Origin of the sequence: Acinetobacter sp. YH16051, assembly GCF_013417135.1 — a bacterium.
In the GTDB taxonomy this organism is placed as follows: Bacteria; Pseudomonadota; Gammaproteobacteria; order Pseudomonadales; family Moraxellaceae; genus Acinetobacter; species Acinetobacter towneri.
In genome coordinates this window covers 55,768-79,366 of sequence record NZ_VPEN01000005.1, presented here as the reverse complement: position 1 = coordinate 79,366, position 23,599 = coordinate 55,768, and the positions used below count along the sequence as shown (strand labels likewise).

25 protein-coding genes and 4 tRNA genes are annotated in these 23,599 nt (G+C 42.6%); 5 read left to right on the top strand and 24 right to left on the bottom strand.

Annotated features, from left to right (window positions below):
• The first annotated feature begins 90 nt into the window (after nucleotides 1-90).
• Nucleotides 91-570 (top strand): tRNA (cytidine(34)-2'-O)-methyltransferase, encoded by a 480-nt coding sequence (locus FTV41_RS06120; RefSeq protein ID WP_136144597.1) that lies wholly within the window; start codon nucleotides 91-93, stop codon nucleotides 568-570.
• Nucleotides 571-764: 194 nt separating this feature from the next.
• On the opposite strand, the gene FTV41_RS06115 is transcribed toward FTV41_RS06120, so the two are convergent.
• The 6 genes from FTV41_RS06115 to rpoD form a co-directional block, all read right to left on the bottom strand.
• Entirely contained in the window at nucleotides 765-2,159 is a 1,395-nt protein-coding gene (locus tag FTV41_RS06115; RefSeq protein ID WP_004972258.1) for an APC family permease, read from the bottom strand.
• Nucleotides 2,160-2,426: 267 nt separating this feature from the next.
• Entirely contained in the window at nucleotides 2,427-3,611 is a 1,185-nt protein-coding gene (locus tag FTV41_RS06110) for an iron-containing alcohol dehydrogenase (protein ID WP_096901030.1), read from the bottom strand.
• 1 nt (nucleotide 3,612) lies between these two features.
• A complete protein-coding gene (locus tag FTV41_RS06105) occupies nucleotides 3,613-4,146 on the bottom strand; it encodes a hypothetical protein (protein WP_026438100.1) in 534 nt (177 codons plus the stop codon).
• 75 nt (nucleotides 4,147-4,221) lie between these two features.
• Nucleotides 4,222-4,878: a lipoyl(octanoyl) transferase LipB gene (gene lipB / locus FTV41_RS06100; RefSeq protein WP_179996284.1), complete on the bottom strand. Its 657-nt coding sequence runs from the start codon at nucleotides 4,876-4,878 to the stop codon at nucleotides 4,222-4,224.
• 152 nt (nucleotides 4,879-5,030) lie between these two features.
• The gene (locus tag FTV41_RS06095; RefSeq protein ID WP_004972250.1) at nucleotides 5,031-5,324 is read right to left on the bottom strand and encodes a YbeD family protein; all 294 of its coding nucleotides are present in this window, start codon (nucleotides 5,322-5,324) and stop codon (nucleotides 5,031-5,033) included.
• 113 nt (nucleotides 5,325-5,437) lie between these two features.
• Entirely contained in the window at nucleotides 5,438-7,324 is a 1,887-nt protein-coding gene (gene rpoD, locus FTV41_RS06090) for an RNA polymerase sigma factor RpoD (protein WP_004972247.1), read from the bottom strand.
• A 373-nt stretch (nucleotides 7,325-7,697) separates the two neighbouring features.
• Here rpoD and FTV41_RS06085 point away from each other — a divergent pair, with 373 nt between their 5' ends.
• The gene (locus FTV41_RS06085) at nucleotides 7,698-7,907 is read left to right on the top strand and encodes a PA3496 family putative envelope integrity protein (RefSeq protein WP_004972246.1); all 210 of its coding nucleotides are present in this window, start codon (nucleotides 7,698-7,700) and stop codon (nucleotides 7,905-7,907) included.
• Between the two features lie 68 nt (nucleotides 7,908-7,975).
• On the top strand, nucleotides 7,976-8,500 hold the full coding sequence (locus tag FTV41_RS06080; protein ID WP_004972244.1) for a YecA family protein: 525 nt from the start codon (nucleotides 7,976-7,978) through the stop codon (nucleotides 8,498-8,500).
• A gap of 105 nt (nucleotides 8,501-8,605) precedes the next feature.
• Here FTV41_RS06080 and FTV41_RS06075 read toward each other — a convergent pair whose 3' ends face one another.
• The 5 genes from FTV41_RS06075 to FTV41_RS06055 form a co-directional block, all read right to left on the bottom strand.
• Nucleotides 8,606-9,148, bottom strand: a complete 543-nt coding sequence (locus tag FTV41_RS06075; RefSeq protein WP_096901027.1) for a hypothetical protein — start codon at nucleotides 9,146-9,148, stop codon at nucleotides 8,606-8,608.
• 225 nt (nucleotides 9,149-9,373) lie between these two features.
• Nucleotides 9,374-9,790: an ABZJ_00895 family protein gene (locus FTV41_RS06070; RefSeq protein ID WP_004972241.1), complete on the bottom strand. Its 417-nt coding sequence runs from the start codon at nucleotides 9,788-9,790 to the stop codon at nucleotides 9,374-9,376.
• A 48-nt stretch (nucleotides 9,791-9,838) separates the two neighbouring features.
• Complete coding sequence (locus FTV41_RS06065; RefSeq protein WP_179996283.1) at nucleotides 9,839-10,453, bottom strand: DedA family protein; 615 nt, start codon at nucleotides 10,451-10,453, stop codon at nucleotides 9,839-9,841.
• Between the two features lie 75 nt (nucleotides 10,454-10,528).
• A complete protein-coding gene (locus FTV41_RS06060; RefSeq protein ID WP_179996282.1) occupies nucleotides 10,529-10,816 on the bottom strand; it encodes a hypothetical protein in 288 nt (95 codons plus the stop codon).
• Nucleotides 10,817-11,158: 342 nt separating this feature from the next.
• Nucleotides 11,159-12,091: a rhodanese-related sulfurtransferase gene (locus FTV41_RS06055; RefSeq protein WP_104853141.1), complete on the bottom strand. Its 933-nt coding sequence runs from the start codon at nucleotides 12,089-12,091 to the stop codon at nucleotides 11,159-11,161.
• 217 nt (nucleotides 12,092-12,308) lie between these two features.
• Here FTV41_RS06055 and FTV41_RS06050 point away from each other — a divergent pair, with 217 nt between their 5' ends.
• Complete coding sequence (locus FTV41_RS06050; RefSeq protein ID WP_154320979.1) at nucleotides 12,309-12,794, top strand: DUF1289 domain-containing protein; 486 nt, start codon at nucleotides 12,309-12,311, stop codon at nucleotides 12,792-12,794.
• Between the two features lie 95 nt (nucleotides 12,795-12,889).
• Here FTV41_RS06050 and panD read toward each other — a convergent pair whose 3' ends face one another.
• The 11 genes from panD to FTV41_RS05995 form a co-directional block, all read right to left on the bottom strand.
• Complete coding sequence (gene panD, locus FTV41_RS06045) at nucleotides 12,890-13,270, bottom strand: aspartate 1-decarboxylase (protein ID WP_004972232.1); 381 nt, start codon at nucleotides 13,268-13,270, stop codon at nucleotides 12,890-12,892.
• 146 nt (nucleotides 13,271-13,416) lie between these two features.
• Nucleotides 13,417-13,998, bottom strand: a complete 582-nt coding sequence (gene pth / locus FTV41_RS06040; RefSeq protein WP_179996281.1) for an aminoacyl-tRNA hydrolase — start codon at nucleotides 13,996-13,998, stop codon at nucleotides 13,417-13,419.
• Nucleotides 13,999-14,016: 18 nt separating this feature from the next.
• A complete protein-coding gene (gene rplY, locus FTV41_RS06035; protein WP_168418024.1) occupies nucleotides 14,017-14,313 on the bottom strand; it encodes a 50S ribosomal protein L25 in 297 nt (98 codons plus the stop codon).
• A gap of 101 nt (nucleotides 14,314-14,414) precedes the next feature.
• Entirely contained in the window at nucleotides 14,415-15,368 is a 954-nt protein-coding gene (locus FTV41_RS06030) for a ribose-phosphate pyrophosphokinase (RefSeq protein ID WP_004972226.1), read from the bottom strand.
• A 36-nt stretch (nucleotides 15,369-15,404) separates the two neighbouring features.
• Nucleotides 15,405-15,479: transfer RNA gene (locus FTV41_RS06025), tRNA-Gln, on the bottom strand.
• Nucleotides 15,480-15,572: 93 nt separating this feature from the next.
• Nucleotides 15,573-15,647, bottom strand: a tRNA-Gln gene (locus FTV41_RS06020).
• Nucleotides 15,648-15,666: 19 nt separating this feature from the next.
• A tRNA-Gln gene (locus FTV41_RS06015) sits at nucleotides 15,667-15,741 on the bottom strand.
• Nucleotides 15,742-15,768: 27 nt separating this feature from the next.
• Nucleotides 15,769-15,843, bottom strand: a tRNA-Gln gene (locus tag FTV41_RS06010).
• Nucleotides 15,842-16,672, bottom strand: a complete 831-nt coding sequence (gene ispE, locus FTV41_RS06005) for a 4-(cytidine 5'-diphospho)-2-C-methyl-D-erythritol kinase (protein ID WP_131260682.1) — start codon at nucleotides 16,670-16,672, stop codon at nucleotides 15,842-15,844. The genes FTV41_RS06010 and ispE overlap by 2 nt, the downstream gene beginning before the upstream one ends.
• A 19-nt stretch (nucleotides 16,673-16,691) precedes the next feature.
• Nucleotides 16,692-17,270, bottom strand: coding sequence for a lipoprotein insertase outer membrane protein LolB (gene lolB, locus FTV41_RS06000; protein WP_154320977.1), 579 nt, complete (start codon nucleotides 17,268-17,270; stop codon nucleotides 16,692-16,694).
• An 8-nt stretch (nucleotides 17,271-17,278) separates the two neighbouring features.
• Nucleotides 17,279-18,991: a tetratricopeptide repeat protein gene (locus FTV41_RS05995; RefSeq protein ID WP_179989237.1), complete on the bottom strand. Its 1,713-nt coding sequence runs from the start codon at nucleotides 18,989-18,991 to the stop codon at nucleotides 17,279-17,281.
• Between the two features lie 78 nt (nucleotides 18,992-19,069).
• On the opposite strand from FTV41_RS05995, the gene hemA reads away from it, so the two are divergent.
• Nucleotides 19,070-20,344, top strand: a complete 1,275-nt coding sequence (gene hemA, locus FTV41_RS05990) for a glutamyl-tRNA reductase (RefSeq protein ID WP_179996280.1) — start codon at nucleotides 19,070-19,072, stop codon at nucleotides 20,342-20,344.
• Nucleotides 20,345-20,407: 63 nt separating this feature from the next.
• On the opposite strand, the gene FTV41_RS05985 is transcribed toward hemA, so the two are convergent.
• Nucleotides 20,408-22,363, bottom strand: a complete 1,956-nt coding sequence (locus FTV41_RS05985) for a DNA primase (protein WP_131260678.1) — start codon at nucleotides 22,361-22,363, stop codon at nucleotides 20,408-20,410.
• Nucleotides 22,364-22,561: 198 nt separating this feature from the next.
• Entirely contained in the window at nucleotides 22,562-23,542 is a 981-nt protein-coding gene (locus tag FTV41_RS05980) for an outer membrane protein assembly factor BamD (protein WP_154320974.1), read from the bottom strand.
• Between the last annotated feature and the right edge of the window lie 57 nt (nucleotides 23,543-23,599).

Below are 23,599 nucleotides of genomic sequence, written 5' to 3'. Positions count from 1 at the left end.
AATCTCCCCCAACCCCTCTTTTAAAAAGAGGGGAGTTCCCACATTTTCTAAAGGGAGCTGAGGAGGGATTGTGAAAAGTAGAGAAAATTTGTGATCCACGTTGTTTTATATGAGCCTGAAATTCCAGCCAATACAGGCAATATCATTCGTTTGTGTGCCAATACAGGTGCGCAATTGCATTTGATTAAGCCATTGGGTTTTGAGCTGGATGATAAAAAGCTGAAACGTGCAGGTTTGGATTATCACGAATGGGCACGTATGCAAATTTGGGACAATCTTGAGCAATGCTTGGCTAATTTAGACAGCAAAGGCGTGGGGTTAGATGCGATTTATCCATTGACCACCAAAGGCACAGAAACACCACATACTTCGGATTTAAACCGACCTGTTGCCTTGTTGATGGGGCCTGAAACACGTGGTTTGCCAGAAGCAGTACGCATGTTGTTTCCGCAGCAGCACTGGATTCGTTTACCCATGGCAGAAAACTCACGCAGTTTAAACTTGTCTAATGCAACGGCTGTGATTGTGTATGAGGCATGGCGTCAGCAAGGTTTTAAAGCATTGCTCTAATTTGAGCATCAATTCATTTCAAATTTAATGCGATCTTTAGCATCAATGCGTACAATTGATAGATAAAAAGCTGAGACAAAACTGTACTCAGCTTTTTTGTTTTCGCTATTTTGCTGATTTAACGCTGCAATCCATTTGAGGCATAAGAAAAGGCGCATAAAGCGCCTGATCTTAAAGTTGTGATGCTATTTGTCTTAGCGATCATCAAACTCATTGTGCTGCGGAGCAGGGTGTTTAAAGCCTTTGGTTTTATAACCGAGGTATAAAACCCCAAACATTGCCCACCATAAGCCATACTTCAATGAAGTTTCATCGACTTCGAGCCATAAAGCAAAGACTGCAATAAAGCCGCACAACGGTACGATCACAAAATTGAGAAGGTCTTTAAAGCCTTTGGTACGACCATCACGTAGCGCGTAACGTGAAATCACCGATAAATTCACAAAGCTAAATGCGGTGAGGGCACCAAAACTGATTAATGAAATGACAAAATCCAAGTTCATAAAACCAGCAGTTAACGCCACAGCACCTACAATTAAAATATTGTATGAAGGTGTATAGCTACGTGGGCTGATATGACCAAAGATTTTTTTGTTAATCACGCCATCACGACCCATCACGTACATTAAACGCGAAACGCCTGCATGAGCCGAAATACCAGATGCCATTACCGTTACAATAGCAAAGGCAAGCACATAAGACTGGAACAGCGAGCCGCCGACCAAGAGCAGAATTTCTGGCTGCGTTTCTGCAATATTTTTAAAGTAGCTGCCCGGTTCATTTGGGAAGAAAATCTGCATGAAATAGGTGCTGACAATAAAAATTACACCCGCAATTAGCGCAGTTAAGAACATTGCCTTCGGTAAGGTTTTTTCAGTGTCTTTGGTTTCTTCTGCAAGTGAGCTGAGTGAGTCAAAACCTGTAAATGAGAAGCAGAGTAGGGTTGCACCTGTAATCAATGCGCCTACCGAAGTAAGTTCATTCCAGAAAGGTTCTAAGCTCCATAACTGATAACGTTGCTCGGCAGTAATTGGACCATCGGCATTGAAGCCTGCCTGAAGTTTGGTGTACATCATCCATGTAAATACGCCAATGACCACCAACTGTACCAAAACGATCATACTGTTAAAGTTGGCGACAAAACGCGCGCCACGCAAGTTGACACCCGTCATAAATGCCGTGAGTACCACCACCCAAATCCAGTGATTCACATCAGGGAATAAGGCTTCCAGATAAATCACCGCCAAGATGATGTTGACCATTGGCGAGAGTAAATAATCTAGCCAAGATGACCAACCCACCATAAAACCAACGTTGGGATGAATCGATTTTTGTGCATAGGTATACGCCGACCCAGAAGAAGGATAACGACGAATCATGTGACCATAACTTAAAGAAGTTAAAAGAATGGCAACCAGTGCAAAAATATAAGATGTGGGTACGTGAAAATGACTTTCTTCCGATACTAAGCCGAAAGTGTCGAATAACGTCATCGGTTGAATGTAGGCTAAACCAATAATAATAATGTGCCAGAGTCCTAGCGTTTTTTGCAGTTTAGCTGCCGATTGAGTCCCAGAGATATTTGTCAACGGCGTTATCCTCTTAATCGTTGATCAAGGATCAGTCATGTTTGTTCAGGATTGTTTGAGACGAACAATCCCCCCTACATAAAAAGTAAAAACGCGCCAATCTACTCCATAATGACGCGCTTTGTCAGTATCTTTGCTTTCTTTTTTAGCAGAAAAAACGCCATATTGATGAAAAAACATCAGACGCAGCAGTCTACCAATGAAAAGCCCGATGTTTAGAAAAACATCAGGCTAGATTTTCGGCTATGTTCGCCTATTTTGTAGGAATTACCAAGCCTTTTTTAAGATAGCTTTGAGTTCTTCTAAATTGGCTTCTTTCGGGTTGTAAATAATCGAACCATCGTTCAGGGCTTTTTCAGCGACTTCATCTAATTGTGCTTCGCTGACTTTACCAGTTTCTTGTAAAGTGCGTGGCAATTTGGTCAGTGCATATAAGCGGTCACGAATAGCTAAGAGTGTCGCAATGGTTTTATCGGCACGTAAATGTGCAGGGGTTTGCGCATAGACGTCTGCGCCTGCCAACGGTAATAGCAGCTCGGCAATTTTATCGGCATTGACGTCTTTGTTGTATTCCAACACGTATGGCAAGAATAAATTCATGCACAGTCCATGTGGCAAATGTGCCACAGCACCCAACGCATGACCTAGGGAATGCACTAAACCAACCATGGAATTTGAAAATGCAATGCCCGCCATAGTAGATGCTTGTGCCAGTTCCAAACGGCCTTGTTCATCGCTTGGGTTGTCTAATACATTGAACAGGTTATTGCTGATTTTTTTAATTGCTGCAGTAGCATAAGCATCAGAAATTGGGTTGGCTGCCATGCAACTATAAGCTTCAATGGCGTGCGTCATGGCATCCATAGCCGTCATTGCCGTTAAATGTGGTGGCAAAGTTTGCGTCATACGTGAGTCTAAAATGGCTGCATGTGGCATTAAGTAATACGATGCAAATGGCATTTTGACGTTCTTTTCGGTGTCGGATACCACCGCAACCATAGTCACTTCTGAACCTGTGCCTGATGTGGTTGGAATCACAAAAAAAGGTTTCAGTGGACGTGGTAAGTTATGCGCACCTGAATATTGCAATAAGTCATCACCACCTTCACTGACTAAAATATTGGTGGCTTTAGAGGTGTCAATGACTGAACCGCCACCCACCGCGATAATGGCATCACAGTTGTTTTCGCGGTACAACTGCGCAGCACGGCGAACTGTCGCCACACTTGAATCTTGCGGGACATCATCAAAAACATAGCCAATCACGGCATCGGTAGATTCAAAAGCCGCTTCAATCGGTGCAAGCAAATTGTTGGAACGCACGCCTTTGTCGGTAATGATCATTGGGCGCTGCGAACCGAGTGTCGCCAATTCAAACGGAATATGTTCAAGCGCTGCATGACCTGCAATGACTTTGACTGGGCAAAAAAATTCGTAATAAGGCTTCGCCATGTTATGCACTCCGTTTGAAATAAGATTGGGCAACTTTTAGATAGATATTGGCTGCACCTGATAGTTTTTCTTTTAAGCTGAGTTCAGTCGGATATTGTTTTACCGCCAGTTCTGCCAGTAATTTAGGCAAGATCAGTGCTTCCATTTTGTTCAGGCAACGTACCAAGCGAATTGCATAAGACACATCACCATCGGCAATCATGCGGTCATGCGCAAAGGCCTGTGCGGTACTTTCCTGAAATGAAAACACTAAAAATGCATGATTTAAGTGTTTAAAGGTAATGGTTAAATCGGGTTTTTGTGCCGTATTCTGTAACAGTTCTAATTGATGATCTGCAGTGACTTTGGCAACAAAGGCTGGACCATTCGGAAAAACTTTCATAGACAACACAAAGTTGCTGGGAAATTTGGCAACTTCTTGTTTAATTTCTTCATCGACCTGACTTGCCATGACTAAACCTCTGCCAATCACATCCATCATGAGTTTGACATAGGCCAGTTGCAAAGCGGGTTTCACAGATTTAGTTGAAATCACGCGCTGAATCCCTGTGTTATAAATCATTATTTAGAGTAAATACTCTATTTTATTTCTTATTGAAAAGAAAGCCATTTATACGTGAATGACTTGAACGTCATTAAAGTAACCGCTGTTTTGTAAAGTTTCAATGATATCTGCGCAGAAGTTTTCAAAATGTGGATAGTCATTGACTAAATCCATCACACGTACCATTTCCAAACCTGCATAGCCGCAAGGGTTGATACTTTGAAAACCAGTCAAGTCACAATCAATATTAAGGGCTAAACCATGATAACTACGGCCTTTACGAATTTTAAAACCAAGTGAGCCAATTTTCCGTTCATTGACATATACCCCCGGTGCATCGGCTTTGGCATAGGCTTCAATGCCGTATTTTTTAAGCAGCTCAATCATCAAGTTTTCAGCATAAGATACCAAAGTACGGACATTCCAGCCTAAACGGTTCAGGTCAAACATGAAGTAGGCGACCAATTGGCCTGGGCCATGCCATGTGACTTGACCACCACGATCAGTCTGTACCACAGGAATATCTGTCGCCATTAAAATATGTTCGGCTTTGCCTGCTTGCCCTTGGGTCAGTACATTCGGATGTTGCAAAATCCAGAGTTGGTCAGGGCTGTCTGCATCACGTTGTTCAGTCCAGTCTTTCATTTCCTGAAAGCGAGCTTGATAGTCAATCAGGTCATGATATTGACGAATAATCAGGTTTGGCCGTTGTGCAGTATCCACAGTGATGCAGTCCTATCCATAAAAGCAAGAAATTGATTTTATTATACGAAAATGTGGCGGCTGTAGGGGATTTGTGGATTGAATAAGATTTTGGCAGCGCAGAAACAAAAAACACGCCCGAAAGCGTGTTATTTGAAAATCAATCTACAAAATTACAATGCAGTTTTAATCAGTGGGCAAGCTGCCAAATCTGCATAAATGGCATGCACTTGTTCCAATTCTTCAAAACGCAATTGTGCTGTAATTGAATGATACTTGCCTGTGCGTGATGGGGTAATGCTGATGCTTTGTGCATCAAACTCAGGGAAGTGCTTCACTAAAATTTCAAGCACAGCAATACGCAGTTCATCACCCGCGTCACCAATGAGTTTAATTGGGTAATCCATTGGAAACACCCAAAGATGCTCTTGTAGTTCACGAGATGGGGTACGGTTGAATAACGTCATAAGCGTGTGTCTCTATCTCTATATCAAACGCCTGCATAGGGCAGGCGTTTTTTGTCTTGTTGAATAAATGAGGCTGAATTTAAAAATTTCAATAGCTCATTTATGCAGCAATCTTAGTCATTTTCCAAGAACGAGCGTAAGTGTTCAGAACGAGAAGGGTGACGAAGTTTACGTAAGGCTTTGGCTTCAATCTGACGGATACGTTCACGGGTCACATCAAACTGCTTCCCAACTTCTTCCAAAGTATGATCGGTTGGCATATCAATACCAAAACGCATTTTCAGAACTTTGGCTTCACGTTCAGTCAAGTTTTCAAGCACTTCACGGGTCGCTTCTTTTAAGCCTTCAGAGGTTGCCGCATCAACAGGTGAGGTGATGTTGCTGTCCTCAATGAAGTCACCCAAATGTGAATCTTCATCATCACCAATTGGCGTTTCCATAGAAATCGGCTCTTTGGCAATTTTCAGAACTTTACGAACTTTAACTTCATCCATTTCCAAGCGTTCGCCTAATTCTTCTGGAGTCGGTTCACGACCCATTTCCTGAAGCAATTGACGCGATACACGGTTGATCTTGTTAATCGTTTCGATCATGTGTACTGGAATACGAATGGTACGCGCTTGGTCGGCAATAGAACGGGTAATCGCCTGACGAATCCACCATGTTGCATAAGTCGAGAACTTATAACCACGACGGTATTCGAACTTGTCTACCGCTTTCATCAAGCCGATGTTACCTTCCTGAATCAAGTCTAGGAATTGTAAACCACGGTTGGTGTATTTTTTTGCAATCGAAATAACCAGACGCAAGTTGGCTTCAACCATTTCTTTCTTCGCACGACGGGCTTTGGCTTCGCCTACTGCCATACGCTTAGAAATTTCTTTGATGCCTTTAACATCTAAGCCTAACTCTTTTTCAATGTCGGCAATTTTTTGTTGGAACGCCAAAATATCTGGACGTACTTTTTCCAAATAGCCTTTTTGGTCGGCAGGTGCTTTGGCAATGTGCTCGTCTAACCAAGCAAAGTTAGATTCCTGACCTGGGAATGAGGTACGGAATTGAGTACGATCCATACGACCACGACGCACCGCATAACGCATCACTTCACGTTCAGCAGTACGAATTTGTTCATGTGTACCACGAATCATTTCCGAAATAATATCGAATAAACGTGGCGTAAATTTAAACATCATGAATACAGTCGCTAAAGCTTCTAAAGCCTCTTGAGCTTCGGCACTTTCACGACCATGTTTTTCAATGGCAGCAATTTTTGCAAGATAAGCCTGTTCCAATTCACCAAAACGCATTCTTGCAATTTCTGGGTCTGGACCTGAATCTGCTTCAGATTCTTCTTCGGCTTCAGCTTCTTCTTCCTCATCGTCATCATCAAGTTTGACGTCTTTGGTTGGTTTGTTGCTGGTGTCTTCTTCTTTGTCTAAATCGGCTTCGTCTTCTAAAACTTCTGGAATTTCTTCATCGGTTTCAGGGTCTAAATAACCTGATAAAATATCGGCAAGGCGACGTTCGCCTGCTTCATAATCTTTATATTCTTGCAGTACCACTTGCACTGCGTTTGGCCAGTAGGCAATCGAGTGAAGTACATCGCGAATCCCTTCTTCAATACGTTTCGCAATGCTAATTTCACCTTCACGCGTTAACAGCTCAACCGTACCCATTTCACGCATATACATACGCACAGGGTCTGTGGTGCGACCAGGCTCATTTTCTACAGAGGCAAGTACCGCTGCAGCTTCTTCTTCAGCAACTTCGTCGGCAGCTTCCGCATTATCCTCGAACATTGCATCATCAGATTCAGGCGCACGTTCATGCACAGGAATACCGACGTCTTGAAGCATTTGAATAATGTCTTCAATCTGCTCGCTTTCTGTGATTGAGTCCGGGAGATGATCGTTAACCTCAGCGTAAGTTAGGTAACCTTGCTCTTTGCCTCGGCTAATCAGAGCCGCTACTTGCGAAGTAGGGGAATTCATATCGCTCATCTTTGCTTACTCTTCGTTGAATCTGTGGCAGTGAAAAACCGTGCATGATAGCACAATTCGCTTTAAATAGGGGGTGAATTGATCAATCAAGCATGATTTTAAAATGATGTTTGAATGAAGAATGTGATAGGAATATGGGGCTTCATTACTGTTTTTCAAGTCAATTTCCTTTTTGCCCGCAAAATATTTTTATGATTGGGGCGAATCTCAAATAATGATACTAACTTGTTCATAAATACACAAATTTGCCGCAATGTTGCAAGCTGTCTATGTTGCAGTTTTTTGAAAAAAATAAATAAAACTTGACAATATTTATAAAGGCAGATAAATAGCGGCTAGACCCTTCACATTTTTTCATTCTGAGGTAGTTTTAGTGTCTTCTACAGATTTTGAACTAGATGATAACTACGGTGATGATGATGTTAATTTCGATGAGGCATCAAACAAAATAAGCGCGAAAGAATCTTTAGAAAAGCGCCGTTTGATTGATGATTTACTCGCACAACGTCGTTTGGAACGTGAGCTCAAAGATTTTGATTATGATTTTGACGATGACGACGATTTTGACGATGAAGATGACTAAAATCAGGTACTGTATCTGGCATTGAAAATGCTATGCTACACCCCTAAATTGACACCGATGGATTTGAAATGACTGCTTTAGATTTAGACCTGTTAAGTGAATATCTAGATGGTGACCAAAACGAGTATGGTCTAGACTTCGCTGCAACGCATGGTTTCTTGTGTGCCATTGCAGTTGGACCTCAATTTGACCCATGGTTAAATGAATTGTTTGAAGGCAACCAAAAGAAAGTGCCTGCTGAAATTATTGCGCAAATTCAGGCTTGGTTAGAAAGCATTCGCCAAAGTTTAGCCAATGAAGAAGGCATTGAGTTTCCATTTGAAATTGAAGAAGCAGAAGTTGATTCAAGTTTGGGTGATTGGAGCGTTGGCTTTGTCGATGCGATGTTCTTAAACGAAGAAGCATGGTTTACGCCTGAATTTGAAGAGCAATTGGTTGATTTAACTTTGCCAATGATGGTGTTTAGCGGCATTGATGAAGAAGATCCACAAATGGAATCTTTCCGTCGCAATGGTCAGTTAATGGACGAAATTGCAGAAGAAATTCCTGAAAACCTGAATGAATTATATTTGATGTACCACACGCCTGATTAATGGCTTGGTTTACATATTGTGTAATATGTAATCCTCATAAAAAAAACGCACTGCGCAAATCGCAGTGCGTTTTTTATTATGGCGCTTCAATGATCATGTTACCAATTAGCGTGTCGCACGATCCCAAGCATCTTTGACAGCAAATTTAGCTTGTTCCCACGTTAAGCGTGAACTGCCTTTAATTTGCTCCCATTTGCTTCTTAGATCGGGCTCAACATCTTCGAAACGTGTGTGCGTATCATAATGTGGGCGGTTTTCATAACCAATGCGATAGGCATTTTGATAGTCACGATCATAATCTAAATCATGATAATGGTTGCGTGTTTCTGTAAAGTAGGTTGTATTTAAGCTATTGGTACGCCAGTAAGCTTCTTCTTCGGTAGGGTTCACAACTTCTGCTGCACCTTTACCTGCCAAACCACCCACTACAGCGCCTACAGCACCACCGACCACAGCACCTACTGGACCACCCAGCGCACCTACTGTTGCACCAGTAGCCGCACCGCCAACAGCACCTAAACCAGTACCGACAGGGTGTGCACCAGGTTCTCCTGTAATTGGATCGGCATTTAAGCGATCACGTTCTTCTTTTGGTAAGTTCTTAACCACATCACGGTCAATTTTTTCATTGCGTTCAAAATCTGACATTCGAATCACCTTTTTATCTTTGTATGCGTTATAGCGTTCCTATATTCATAAATCGCTATGAATAGGCTTAATCTACGCTGCTACAATGTAGGCTTATAGCCTATTCAGAATGCATTTCAGTTACAGCGCATGTCAGACGTAAATTTATGTGTGATATATCAGCCTGATGTTGATTTTAAGTGTTTGATGTTGCGGTTCAGTGTGAAATACGTACTTTAGGTAAGCTTATAAGTACTTTTTTTGATAATAACGGTTCGCATACCAACCATAGGCAACATGAAAAACTGCACCATGAATCGCAATCAAACACAGCATCACCACCGCAGCCAGTGCTAGTCCTGCTTTATCTGCAGCTTTTAAAATGGCTTCTGCATTCGGATTCATCAGCACCAAGAAAAACACAAAGAAGCTACCAATAATAATTGCCACCGCACTTGAGCCCCAAACCAGTTGAATTTTTTCATCACTGCTCGGTAAGCGTTGTTCTTTTTTGACAAAATGTCCTGCGCTAATGAATGCTGCGGCAATTAATGCAGGGAGCAAGGTCAAGCCACCTAAGTTCAGACCAAAAATCAATACGGTAATGAGTAAGACCAGCGTAATACTGTAAACCGCAGCAAAAAATAATAAATATGGTTTCATGTCTGATTTTCCCCAAAAAATTGATTCAATTGCGCAGCAACACAAGCATTAGTCACGCATTTTACGGCGATGCCTACGGTATAAAATAATTGCGATGACTAAGAGCACCAAGCCTATAATGACATGGCTGACCTGACTGAAAATTTGCTGCATCAATTGTTGGTTTTCACCAAAATAATAACCCACGCAAGCTAAAAAAGTGGTCCAAATAATTGTGCCTAAACCACTATAAAACATAAATTTCCAAAATGGCATGTGGCTCATGCCTGCAGGAATACTGATGAGAGAACGAATAGCGGGAATCATGCGCCCAAAAAATACAATCCGATGTCCATATTGTTCAAACCAATGCAGGGAGTTTCGGACGTCTTGTTCTTTAATCCATAGATATTTACCGTAGCGATTGACCCAGTGGTAAATACTTTCATGTTTGCAGCGATAACCTACCCAATATAACACTGCCGCCGCGACCAATGAGCCGATACAGCCTGCAATGATGACACCCAATAGCAGTAATTGCCCTTGCGATGCAGAATAGCCTGCAGAGGGCATAATAATTTCAGAAGGAACGGGTGGAAAAACATTATCCAGAAACATTAACAGGGCAATACCAAGGTAGCCCAGTTGTTCCATAATGGAAATAATCCATTCAGTTAAGTTCATGCAAGTTGTGCTTTAGAAAAGTGCTTCTATCCTAAGCAGTACTGGACGAACAGTAAAGTCTTGCGCAATCTAGACTTAATCCAGCTCTGCATGGGTCAGGGTATAGATATATACACGTCTTAAGCTATATGCCACAAGTATAGGAATGGCACAGAGCAGGGCGTAATTCAAGAAATGCGCTTGCAGATGGTAGCCCACAAATGCTGCAATAATACCGCCTAAAATTGCACCTAAAGCCACAATAAAAGTATGTGACTCATGTTCCAAACCATCTTGCATTGTTGTGCTATGCGCAGCAGTCACAGATTTTACAGGCGTAAAACGTAGTGTGTGCATTGAATTTGAAATTGTTGTTTTAGGCATAGCGTCACTCCTGATTGCGGCATATAAATTTAGGAATACATAACGATCCTTGAATTTTGGGTTATGGGAGATGTTGAGTTTGTGCTAAACATCTGCACCAATATAGCCACAGATTTTGTGGCTTATTTTGATTGAATGCTATCACCCAATCTGGGGATATTGCGCAATGCTTGGTAAACAAGCGTTGTATTTTTATGTTCTATGTAATCTTGCGTGAAGCATATATGTAGACATAAAAAATCCCCATACTGGATGAGGACTTTTTCAATATGATTAGAGTGGTCGATACAACATCAACATGGCTTTTGTTAGACCTTGTTGATGTGTATGAGCCTGTACGGATTACAGACGTTTACGTTTAGCTGCGGCAATTTGTGATTGGCGCATACGGAAACCTTCTTTTTGTTTCTCACTGGTTTTATCAATACAGTACACACAAGATACACCGTGTTCATAGCTTGGTAATTCAACTTCTTCAGGCAGTAATGGCCAACCGCAAGCATGACATTTGGTGTTTTGACCTTCTTGCATACCATGTGTCACCGCAGTACGGCCATCAAATACGAAACATTCACCTTCCCATAAGCTTTCATCGGCTGGTGTTTCTTCTAAGTATTTAAGTACGCCACCTTTTAAGTGATAAACCTCGGTAAAACCTTCTTGCAACAATAATGACGTCGATTTTTCACAACGAATCCCGCCTGTGCAGAACATCGCAATTTTTTTATCTTTATGCTGTTCTAGGTTTTGTTTCACATATTCTGGAAATTCACGGAAAGTTTCGGTTTTCGGGTCAATTGCGCCCTTAAACGTTCCTGCTTTGTATTCATAGTCATTACGGGTATCAATCAGAATGACATCGTCACGAGCAATCAGTTCATTCCATTCTTTCGGGTCTAGGTAGTGACCGACTAAATCACGTGGTTTTACTTCTACACCCAAAGTCACAATTTCTTTTTTCAGCTTGATTTTCATTTTACGGAATGGCTTTTCAGAGCTGTGCGACTCTTTATATTCCATTGTAGTAAAGCCTTCATTCAACAGAAATTGGTGAACTTGATCAATCGCGGCACGATCACCCGCTACAGTTCCATTAATGCCTTCACCTGCCACAATAAGAGTACCGCAAAGGTTGATTGAATTTACCAAATCTAATAAGCGTTGTTGAAGATCGGCAGGATCTGCAACTTCTTTGAATTGATAAAGTGCGGCAACAACCCAAGTCGTGGTCGCTGGCTGTTCTACAGGTGCAAGCTGTTCTACAGTAGCGTTCATGGAGTACTCCAATAGATGAAAGACAAAAATTTAAGGCGCATATTCTAACCTGCTTTGTGTGAATATGCGAGAAAACCGAGTGCGGTACATGGTTTTAAAGCACGACACAACATTTTAAAAATGTAGCAGAACGGGGTATGATGCCACTCGTTTCAAAGAAGAATGTTGTGTTTATGTTGATGCGCCAACAGGTGTTGTTAAATATTGGAGTGTTGTGTTGAGTAAGGATCGTCAAATTGCCACTTTAACCCCGTGTGCAGGTCGTTGTTCTACGGTGTTTGGTGATGCTGTCTGTCGAGGTTGCCGTCGCTTTAACCATGAAGTGATTCGATGGAACAGCTATACGCCTGAACAACACACTGCCGTTTGGCGTCGTTTAGATGCACAGCTCGATCAGATTTTAGTGCCTATGTTGCCGTTTGCCGACCTGCGTCATGTTGAGGGGTTTATCCGCTCTAAGCGTGTGCGTTTACGAGATGATGCTTCAAAAGGGCGTAAGCTGTACCATGCACTGAAAATTTGTGAAAAAAATCGACATTTTACCGATGAAAGTGGCTTGGGCATTCACTACAAAGAAGTGCGACCTTTGTGGCAGGAATTTGAGCGTCGCGTGTTGGCGCTTGCAACCGCAAGTTATGATTTTGCATTTTTAAGGGCTGATGGTATTAGCCATAGCTTATTGCATAGCTTGCACGATGACTAATTTGTAATTCTTGCGATTAAACACTAGAAAGACTTTTATTGAGCCATAAAAAAACTCGCAAAATTTGCGAGTTTTTTATTTTATACAGGAATGGCTTAAGCCACTTGTACAGGAATACAGTTTGCAGTGTGGCTCACGGTATTGTCTGGGTTTGCATAGACCAAACGTGGTTCGTGCGCATTGGCTTCTGCTTCAGTGAAGTCACCAAAGGTTGCAATAATAATAATATCGCCTACATCGGCTTGGTGTGCAGCACCACCATTGACTGAAATGATGCCTGAGTTGTCTTCACCACGAATTGCATAAGTTGTGAAGCGCTTACCATTGGTCACGTTCCATACGTGGATTTCTTCATATTCACGAATGCCAGCCAAATCCATGAGTGTTCCGTCAATTGCACATGAACCTTCGTAGTGAAGTTCTGCATGAGTTACAAAAGCACGGTGGATTTTGCATTTTAATAAACGAGATAGCATGGTGAGCGTCTCCTTAGTGGACCTAAGATTTTATCTTATGGTTGAATTCAAACACTGCTTGCTGGATGTCAGTTCCGAGCAGAAAGCGCATTTTGCTCTGAAAATTGCGACATGGCAAGTGTGATTGTTCAACAATTGTGGATTCATCAGTTCGGTTTATAGGCATTGATTTGATTCATGGCTTGTTGTACTTCGCCATTGACCAGTAACTTGATACGACCTAATGCATGTGCAAGTGCATCATCCATTAAAGTTTGCTCGCTACTTGGTGCTTTGCTCAGTACATGACCAGACACGCGTTCTTTTGAACCCGGATGCCCAATACCAATGCGTAAACGATGAAAAATTGGACCTGTATGCGGTACGATGTCACGCAAACCGTTATGACCACCATGACCACCACCCGTTTTTAGGCGGATGATCCCTGGGTTCATGTCCAGTTCATCATGAGCAATCAGCATAGCTTCAGGCGCAATTTGATAGAATTTGGCGAAGGGAACAACACTTTGACCAGAACGGTTCATAAAGGTTGTGGGTAATAACAGACGAACGTCTTGACCTTCGATATTACCGCGACCGCTGATCCCGTGAAATTTAGGATCGGTTTTTAATGTAATGCCATATTGATCTGCAAGGCGTTCTACAAACCAGAAACCTGCATTATGGCGGGTTTGGGCATACTCTTTACCAGGGTTGCCCAAACCAACAATCAGTGAAATATTAGCCACTAATTACACCGTAAACACTTATGCGCGTTTGAAGTCAGCGTGCATAGGTGTGTTTTTAGCAGGGTGACGTTGTAAAGCTTGGATTTTAACGCTTTCAACTTTGTCGCCTACTTTGATTTCTACAACTTCTTCAAAGAAAGCGTTGCTTTCTAAAGCTTTTACAAGCTCACGAAGTTCTAAAGTAACAGCTACTGGCTCAGCGTCGCCACCATAAATGATAGCTGGAACTAATGCAGCGTGACGAAGGCGGCGGCTCGCACCTTTCCCTTGGTTAGCTGCTTCACGCGCTTGAGCGTTTAATACGAAGTTTGCCATGATAGACATCCTTATTTTGAGTTTAAATAAACTAGATCTGCGACCAATCTAGTGATAGAAAACCCTGCCAAGTGGCAGGGCTTTGAAAATTTAGCGCTCTATTATAGATAAGAATCGAACATTGCGCTAATAGATTCTTCGTTGTTAATACGGCGAATTGTTTCTGCAACCATACTTGCTACAGATACTTGGCGAATTTTACCAAGTGCTTGAGCTTCTTCTGAAAGAGGAATGGTGTCTGTAACAACCAGTTCATCAATCACAGAATTTTTCAGGTTTTCAATCGCTTTGCCTGAAAGTACAGGGTGGGTAGCATAAGCAACAACACGACGTGCACCAAAAGTTTTAAGTGCATCGGCAGCTTTGCATAATGTACCTGCAGTATCCACCATGTCATCTACAATGACACAGTCACGATCTTTTACATCACCAATCAAATGCATCACTTGTGATTCATTCGCTTTTTGACGACGTTTATCGATAATTGCAAGATCGATATCACCCATTTGTTTTGCAACAGCGCGCGCACGAACCACACCACCAACGTCTGGTGAAACTACCATGAGATTGTCGTGTGACTGTTGACGCAGGTCAGCCAATAGCGCAGGCGTACCATAAATGTTGTCTACAGGGATGTCGAAGAAACCTTGAATTTGGTCTGCGTGCAAGTCAATCATCACTACACGGTCAATCCCTACAGTGGTGAGCATATCTGCAACCACTTTAGCGGTAATTGGAACACGTGTAGAACGAGGACGACGGTCTTGGCGGGCATAACCGAAGTAAGGAATAACGGCAGTAATACGACCTGCACTTGCACGACGCAACGCGTCAGCCATCACCAAGATTTCCATGAGGTTGTCATTGGTTGGCGCACAAGTAGGTTGTACGATAAATACGTCTTTACCACGGACATTCTCGGTAATCTCTACAGCAATCTCACCATCAGAGAAGGTAGAAACTGATGCAGCACCTAAAGGAATGTGCAAGTGGCTTACGACTTTTTGAGCGAATTGTGGATGCGCGGTTCCACTAAAAACGACAAGATTGGGCATGAAGCACCCTTGGCGGTTGGTGTATGTAAGAATAGATGGCAGGGGTAGCTGGATTCGAACCAACGGATGCCGATATCAAAAACCGGTGCCTTACCACTTGGCGATACCCCTAATGCGGCAGAACTTTAATATTTTTACTGCGTTCTGTCAAGGTAAATTAACAGGATAGCGGTAATATTGGGGGTTCTGTCTAATGCGAGAAAATGGCAGGGGTAGCTGGATTCGAACCAACGGATGCCGATATCAAAAACCGGTGCCTTACCACTTGGCGATACCCCTAGATTTGATCACTGTAAGATGGCAGGGGTAGCTGGATTCGAACCAACGGATGCCGATATCAAAAACCGGTGCCTTACCACTTGGCGATACCCCTAATACAGTAATCTACAGGTGAAAGAGATGGCAGGGGTAGCTGGATTCGAACCAACGGATGCCGATATCAAAAACCGGTGCCTTACCACTTGGCGATACCCCTATTGTACTGTGAAATGTCGTAATGGAGATTCATCTAAGCTGTTCACAACGTACGCAGTACATGGTGAGTGTGCCAAAATGTCGTCTACATTCATTTCTGCAGTCACTTCAGTAAAGACACAAGCACCTGTACCTGTAAGCTTTGCTTGACCAAATTGGTCTAAATAACGCATTGCTTCATCAACTTCGGGGTATAAATTTCGTGCCACAGGCTCAAAATTATTTCCAAAGTCAGATGGCTTTATCTGATAGCCGCAGAATTTAGTGGGCTTCGTGTTTCTTGTCAATGTTTTTTGTGAAAAAAGTAGTTGAGTGCTGATAAAACAGTCAGGTTTTAACACAATATATTGTTTTGGGGCTAAGTCTATGAATGTTAACTGTTCACCAATGCCTTCTGCCCATGCATTACGACCATGCACAAAGATCGGTACATCTGCTCCGAGCTGTAAACCAAGTTCAGCTAGTTTTTGAGTATCCAAGCCACATTGCCAAAGTTGATTGACTACAATTAAGGTGGTTGCGGCATTGGATGAACCTCCGCCAAGCCCTGCACCCATAGGGATGTGCTTCTCAATTTTAATATTTAAACCTGTGGCTTGTTTCGCGTAGGGTTTTAAAATTTGCGTGGCTTTGTAAATCAGGTTTTGCTCTAAATTGACACTGTTTAAACCCTGAATTTGAATGCTTTGAGTATCATTGACTTCAAATTCTAGCCAGTCGTATAAATCAATCAGTTGAAAAATAGTCTGCAATTCATGGTAGCCGTTGTCACGACGCCCAGTAATGTGCAAAAACAGATTTAATTTGGCAGGTGAGGGTACACGAATCATGGCGAAGCTTGGCAAGTGATTAACGATTTTGGATGAGCATTGTAATACGGTTTTCTTGCCCTGATTCAAGTGCTTGTTTCAAAATCAGACGGTTTGGCAAACTGGCACTGTCGTTATAGCTCAAATCGACCGTCCAACCATCTTCAATAAATTGAGTCGGGCGCTGTTGGGGGTCTTTTTGAATTTGGGCATTGACCGTTGCAGGTCGGGCTTGTACCCAATCGACCAAGTGGGTGATGGGCGCTTGCCAACCTGTGGCTTGTTCTAACAGTTCTTCAGGACTTTCGGCATAAATTATCCCTGTTTTGGCACTGTTGAGGGTGACTTGTCCTGGTTGTCCGCTAATTTGCGTTTTACCAACGCCCAAAATGCCGCTCAGTTCAATATCAAACTGCTGTTGCTGCTGTACCCAAGTAAAAAAGGCACTGCCAGATTGCTGCGGAGTGCGCACACCAATTTTGCCTTGTAGGTTAAACTGATTTTCGGCTTCAACTTGCTGTGAAACATGGGCAGGAGATTGCACAAAAGGCTGACAACCTGTGATGAACAGACTGGTACTGACAAACAGGGTAAGACCTAATTTTGAGAATAAACGCATAAAATCACTTAACTCTTTTTAACGGGCTGCGCTAACAATAGCGAATTTAATTGTTGCAATTGCGGATCATTCGGATGATTTTGTTGTAATTGTTGTAACACTTGGCTGAATTTTTGAATATCTCCTTGCATATACAACGATTTTGCATAACGTGAGCCAATCGCGGCACTATGACTCAGCGCGTAGGCTTTTTCCAAAGCCTGTGCCGAAGCAGTGTAGTCATTTTGCAAATAGCTGACATAACCTAAAGTATCTAAAATAGAGGCTTGTTCAGGTGCAAACTCAAGTGCTTGCTCTACATAGCGACGCGCTTCATCCAAACGACGATTTTGCAGTGCAAGAGTATAGGCGTAGGCATTTAAATAGGTTGGGCTGTTCGGCTCAATTTCCAGTAACTTGGTGAGCAGTTGATCCAGTTTGTCTTTTTCCTGATGTGCATCCAATAGTAAGACTTCTGAATAGATCAGGTCAGGATCATCGGGCAGGTTTTTGATGGCTTCATCTAACAAACGCAGTGCTGCTTTTTTATTGTCCATGCGTTTTAAAATATCGGCCTGTGCCTGATATAAAAAACTGGCGTGCTGCGGATAGTTGACCCGTTCCTGCGTTAAAAAGCGCAGGGCATCGTTCAGTTTATCTTGCTGGGCAAAAATACTGATCATGTTGCGACGTGAAACCGTATAAAGGCTACCATCGACCAAACGATAATAGGCTTTGGCTGTTTCAAAGTGCTGTTTACGCTCGGCATTGACTGCCAAATAGAAATAGGCTTCGTTTTGATATTGGGCTGAATAGCGCAACTCTACTAAATATTTTTCGGCTTTTTCGTATTGTTTCAAGTCAATACTGGTCAAACCTGCAATAAATAAGGCTTCATCTTCCGTAGGCCATTTTTTTAAAATAGCTTCTAGCTTTGTTAGCGCCAAAGTTGCTTCATTTTTTTTGACCAAATATTTGGCTTCGGCTAAACGGACTTCAAAATTATTTTTGTGTTTACGGCTGGATTTTGCATACCAAGCTGCCGTTTCTTCTTCATTGCCAAGTACGCTCAACAAATTGGCTTTCATTAAAATATAGCCAGTGACTTTCGGGCGTTTGCGCAACGCTCTGTTAATGGTGTCGAGCGCGGCTTGATATTGTCCATTTTGCGCTTTTAAACCTGCAATCAATACCAAAATAGATGGATTGTCTTTGGCTTTGCTGGTGCGCAGGGCTTGAATCAGAAATTCACGGTCTTCTACAGATTCAGGGGAAATTCCCGCCAAAATTTGTTCTAAGTCAGCCGTGGCATCAATATTTAGAATTTTATCTAAGGTTTCTGCAGCCAAGTCATATTCATGCGCTTTGAGTGCAATGTGCGCCAAATAAAACAGTGCAGGGACATCGGATGGTTCTTGTACCACCCAATGTGTTGCAATATCTAATGCGGCACGTAGGTCATTTTGTTCAATGGCAATATTCAGGGCGCGTTGTTTAATGGAAGTCGAATTGTTCTTAATTGCCAAGACCGTGTAGTTGTGTAATGCAGTTGGAATATCGCCATAAGCCAAGGCAAATTCTGCCACCATGGTTTGTTTTACCGCATTATAATTTGAATTTGCATGATAAATTTCTTCAGATGCTCTAAGATGAGCAACTGAAGCCATGCTACCGACCAGTAAGAATGTGGTAGAATATTGCTTAATTGTCGCGCCGTATGGTCGGCTATTTGTTTGACGCAATTTTTCTTGATCCAAGTAATGCTTTTTATGACACCGTTATTGCACAATAGCATAAATTTAGCGAAATGATGATCTGATATGTCTTTCTTTGCATTGGGTGTCAACCATCAAACCGCCTCTGTAGAGTTGCGCGAGCAAATTGCATTTAACCCAGAAAAGTTAAGTGCCTTACTTGCTGAGCAAAGCCAACATCCCGAACTGAATGATTTGGTGGTGGTGTCTACCTGCAACCGTACCGAAGTCTACGCCATGTCTGAACATCCAGAACAGGTGTTGGATTGGCTTGCACACGTCAATGGTATTGATGCGAAGCAATTGAGTCGTCATGTTTATCGTTATGAAAATGCACAGGCGGTGTCGCATTTAATGCGCGTAGCCAGTGGGCTAGATTCACTCATGTTGGGTGAGCCGCAAATTTTAGGTCAGGTCAAAACTGCGCTGTCTTTAGCCAAAGACTCACATACGGTTTCGCAACAACTCAACCGAATTTTTGAATATGCGTTTTATGCTGCCAAACGGGTACGTTCAGAAACTGCCGTAGGCAGCCATGCCGTGTCTATGGGTTATGCGGTAGCGCAACTGGCGTTACAAGTATTTAGCCATCCTGAAAAACTAACAGTGATGGTGGTGGCTGCAGGCGAAATGAATAGCCTTGTGGCGAAGCATTTGGCCGAGATGGGCGTCGCTAAAATTTTAATTGGTAACCGTACCCGCGCTCGTGCCGAAGCTTTGGCACAAGAAATTGCGCATCGGGTTGAAGTTGAAATTATTGAATTTGATCAGTTAGCGGCCAATTTACACCGCGCTGATGTAATTTCAAGCTGTACGGGTAGTTTGCATCAGGTGATTGCTTATCCTGAAGTAAAAGCAGCGTTAAAGAAACGTCGCTATCAGCAAATGTTGTTGGTCGATTTGGCCGTACCACGTGATATTGATCCTAAAATTGAAAACTTGGATGGCGTGTATTTGTACGGGGTCGATGACCTGCAAAGCGTGATTGATGAAAACTTGGCGCAGCGTCGTCAGGCGGCTGTGGAAGCAGAGCTAATGGTCAATCAGCTTGTGACTGAGTTGGTGACCCATCAAAAAGTTCAGCAAGCAGGTGCGACCATTCATGCTTACCGTGAACATGGCGAAAGCTTGCGTCAGGAAGAATTAAATTTGGCGATGGCGCGTATTGCCAAAGGTGAAGATGCTGCACAGGTTCTGCAGGAATTTTCCTATCGTTTAACCCAAAAACTGCTGCATCCAACTTCTATTTTATTGCGTGAAGCAGCCAAAGGTGATGAGCCTGAATGTTTTGAGTTTATGCAGGAAAATTTAGCAGCGACTGCCAAACATCGTCGCAAATAAGCAAGATTAACGTGATTCACAAAAAAGATTTTTGATGATACAAACTTAATCTAATCAGATCGCTTATTCCTCTAACAAGGTCAGCGATCTTTTTTTATCAATTTCATAAATTTGATGTTTCAATCGCTTCATTTCTTCAATACTGCTGAATTTTTTGGAGCGAATTTTTTGCTGTAAACAGTCGTATTGCAATTTGGTCGAAAAATCCTGCGCCAATTTATCGACGTGTTCAGGAGAAGTCGTGTAATCACTGACATTGGCTTGTTGTAAAATGCGCTGTAATTCATAGTGATACGCTGAGCATGCACCCAAAATATAATATTTGGCTTGTTCAGGATCATCGGGTAGATCATCAAAAATAGTATTTAAAATATTTAAGATTTGGTGTAGCAGATGATCATTTGGAATCAGCGCACGTAACGGTTCAAAGTGAATATACAAATACGGGTGATTGATTAGAATCGCAATCACATATTCTTCGGCATCGACTTTGGTGCTAAAACTCAAAGATGCATCGTTATTGGTCTGTGCCTGCCATTTACGGTTAAAGCCTAACTTTTCACGGAAAAACTGTTGCAGCAAATAGCGATAAGAACCCGTTTTGGGCAAAAGTTCGGTCAACTGCCGCAGTTCACCCATGACCTGACTTTTGCCTTCAGGGGTACTGATATTATGGTTTTGGGTGAGATGCGCAAAGACAAAATCTGATAGCAAAGGTGCTTGATCTAATAAACGTCGGAAATTTTCGATGCCTTCACGACGAATAAGTGAGTCAGGGTCGTGCTCATTGGGTAAAACAAAGAACTTCAGTTCACGTCCATCATTGAGCAAAGGCAGTGCAATTTCCAGTGTACGACGTGCGGCTTTTTGACCTGCGGCATCGCCATCAAACGCGATGGTAATGCGGTTGTTTTGGCGGAATAGAATGTTTAAATGATCGGTATTACTGGCTGTACCGAGTGTCGCTACAGCACCATGAATGCCGTATTGCTGCAAGGCAATCACATCCATATAGCCTTCGACCATTAAATAATCTTGGGCTTTTTGTTTGCGTCCTTCATATAAACCATAGAGCAATTGGTTTTTATGAAACACTTCCGAATCGGGCGAGTTGATGTATTTGGGTTTGATTTCATCATTAAGTGCGCGACCACCAAAGCCGACCACACGTCCTTTGCTGTCACGGATTGGAAAAATCACCCGATCACGTAATAAATCGAAGTCACGTCCCTTGTCACTGGTACGAATTAAGCCTAGCAGTTTTAAACCTGCAATGTCTTGCGGAAAGGCTTTTTCTAAATGCTGCCAATCTTCGGGTGCGTAACCCAAGCGCCAAAACTGCAAGGTTTGTGCGGTTAAACCACGTTTTTGAAAATACTGTTGCGCGGCAGGGCTGTGCGGCAATTGCTGCTCATAATATTGCGCTATATTTTCTAGCAAGTCGTATAAGTTGCCTTCTTGTGCAGGTGTGTCCTGCATGGTGTCCCATTGCTCAAAACCTGCAAACGGGTCGGCATTGTTTTGAAATTCCGAGTTTGCGTATTCAGCACTTTGAAACTCGGCAAAAGGATCAAAGTCGATGCCAGAAGCTTCAAAAGTATGTTCGCTTGATGTGGTTTGAGCTGCAGAAGTTTCATTCTGGTCTTTTGCTGTTGGCTTGGGTTGAGCTATCGGTGTTGGCTTTTTGGCTTCACGTTTATAAGAGAGTTTTTTATTGTCGTGCTGATCTTTTGGGAGTTCGATGCCTGTTTGACTGGCCAAGTCTTTCATGACATCTACAAAATTGCGGTTATCAATATCCATTAAAAAACGGATGGCGTTACCATTTGCCTGACAGCCAAAGCAATGATAATACTGCTTGTCACGGTAAACGTGAAAAGACGGGGTTTTTTCCTGATGGAACGGGCAGCAGCCCGAATAGGTACGACCAGTTTTTTTTAATTTCACGCGCTGACTAATCAGATCGACAATATCAGTGCGATCTAAAATTTGATCAATCGTGTGCTGTGGAATGGCCATACGGTTTTGTCTGTTATCTCTTGGTAGTGAAAGGTTCGCCGAACAGGTTGAATACATCAGACTGTGCTGATTGACTCAATGAGTATTCTCTTTTGTATCTTTTTCTAGGACAGGAAACAAGCCCATAAAAGAACAAAGGGCAAGTATCATAACTTGCCCTTTGCATTTTTCAAAACTGAAAAATCAGTCGGAATGGTTTTATTCAGTGCTGTCGTTTTGAGATTTTGGACGATCGAGCAAGCCAAAACTCAAACGGTTGGTGAGGCTGCGTGATGGCTCTGCTTGTGCTTTAGTATCTGACTGTTGTGTTTCAGTGCTGCTTTGCGCTTCACGTCCGAAAATACCCAAAGTTGCACGGTTAATCCAGCTTGCGTCATGACGGGCAGCACGTAAATTCACGCTACCATCTGCTTTAACCAAATTTGGATAGTTCAGTTTCAACACATCAATATATTGCTGAGCTGTGGCTTGATCGCCCAGTTTGCCATAACCATAAGCCACCGTTGCCAACGCTTCTGGAATTTGCGGAGTTTGCGGATAATGCTCAACTACCCACAATGAACGCTCTACTGCAGCCACCCATGCTTTACGTTTAATGTTATAACGTGCCGCATTCATTTCGGCTTCCGCCAGTTCCTGACCAATAAACTGCATGCGCTGTGCAGCATCTACCGCATAAGTGCTTGATGGATAGCGACGGATAAAATCGACAAAGTTTTGATAGGCCAGTTTTAAATAGCTAACATCACGGTGTGATTGCTTGAGCGAGGTATAACGCAACAAACCATCATAGTTTTGTTCCATATTCGCCACACCACGTACATAGTAGGCATAATCGGCTTTAGGATGCTGCGGGTTCATGCGGATAAAACGATCTGCAACAGCAATTGCGCCTTCATAATCTTTTTGCTGGAATTTTGCATACAACAATTCAAGCTGCGCTTGCTGCGCATAATCACCCGTTGGATAATAGGTTTCTAAAGCTTCAAGATGCTTAACGGCATCGGTGTATTGACCACGATCCAGTGCTTTTTCTGCTTTTTCAATATAAACCTGTTCGCTAGATTGCGGACCAGTATCGACCACTTCTTTTTTTGGATTGCTGCTACAGCCCACAATTGCAGACGCAACGCCGAGTGAAAGAGCAAGCATTGTTATTTTATAACGTGGTAGCGACATAAAAATTCCTCTGTTAATACGGGCAATGAGCTACAATTGCGCTATTAAACCACTTTT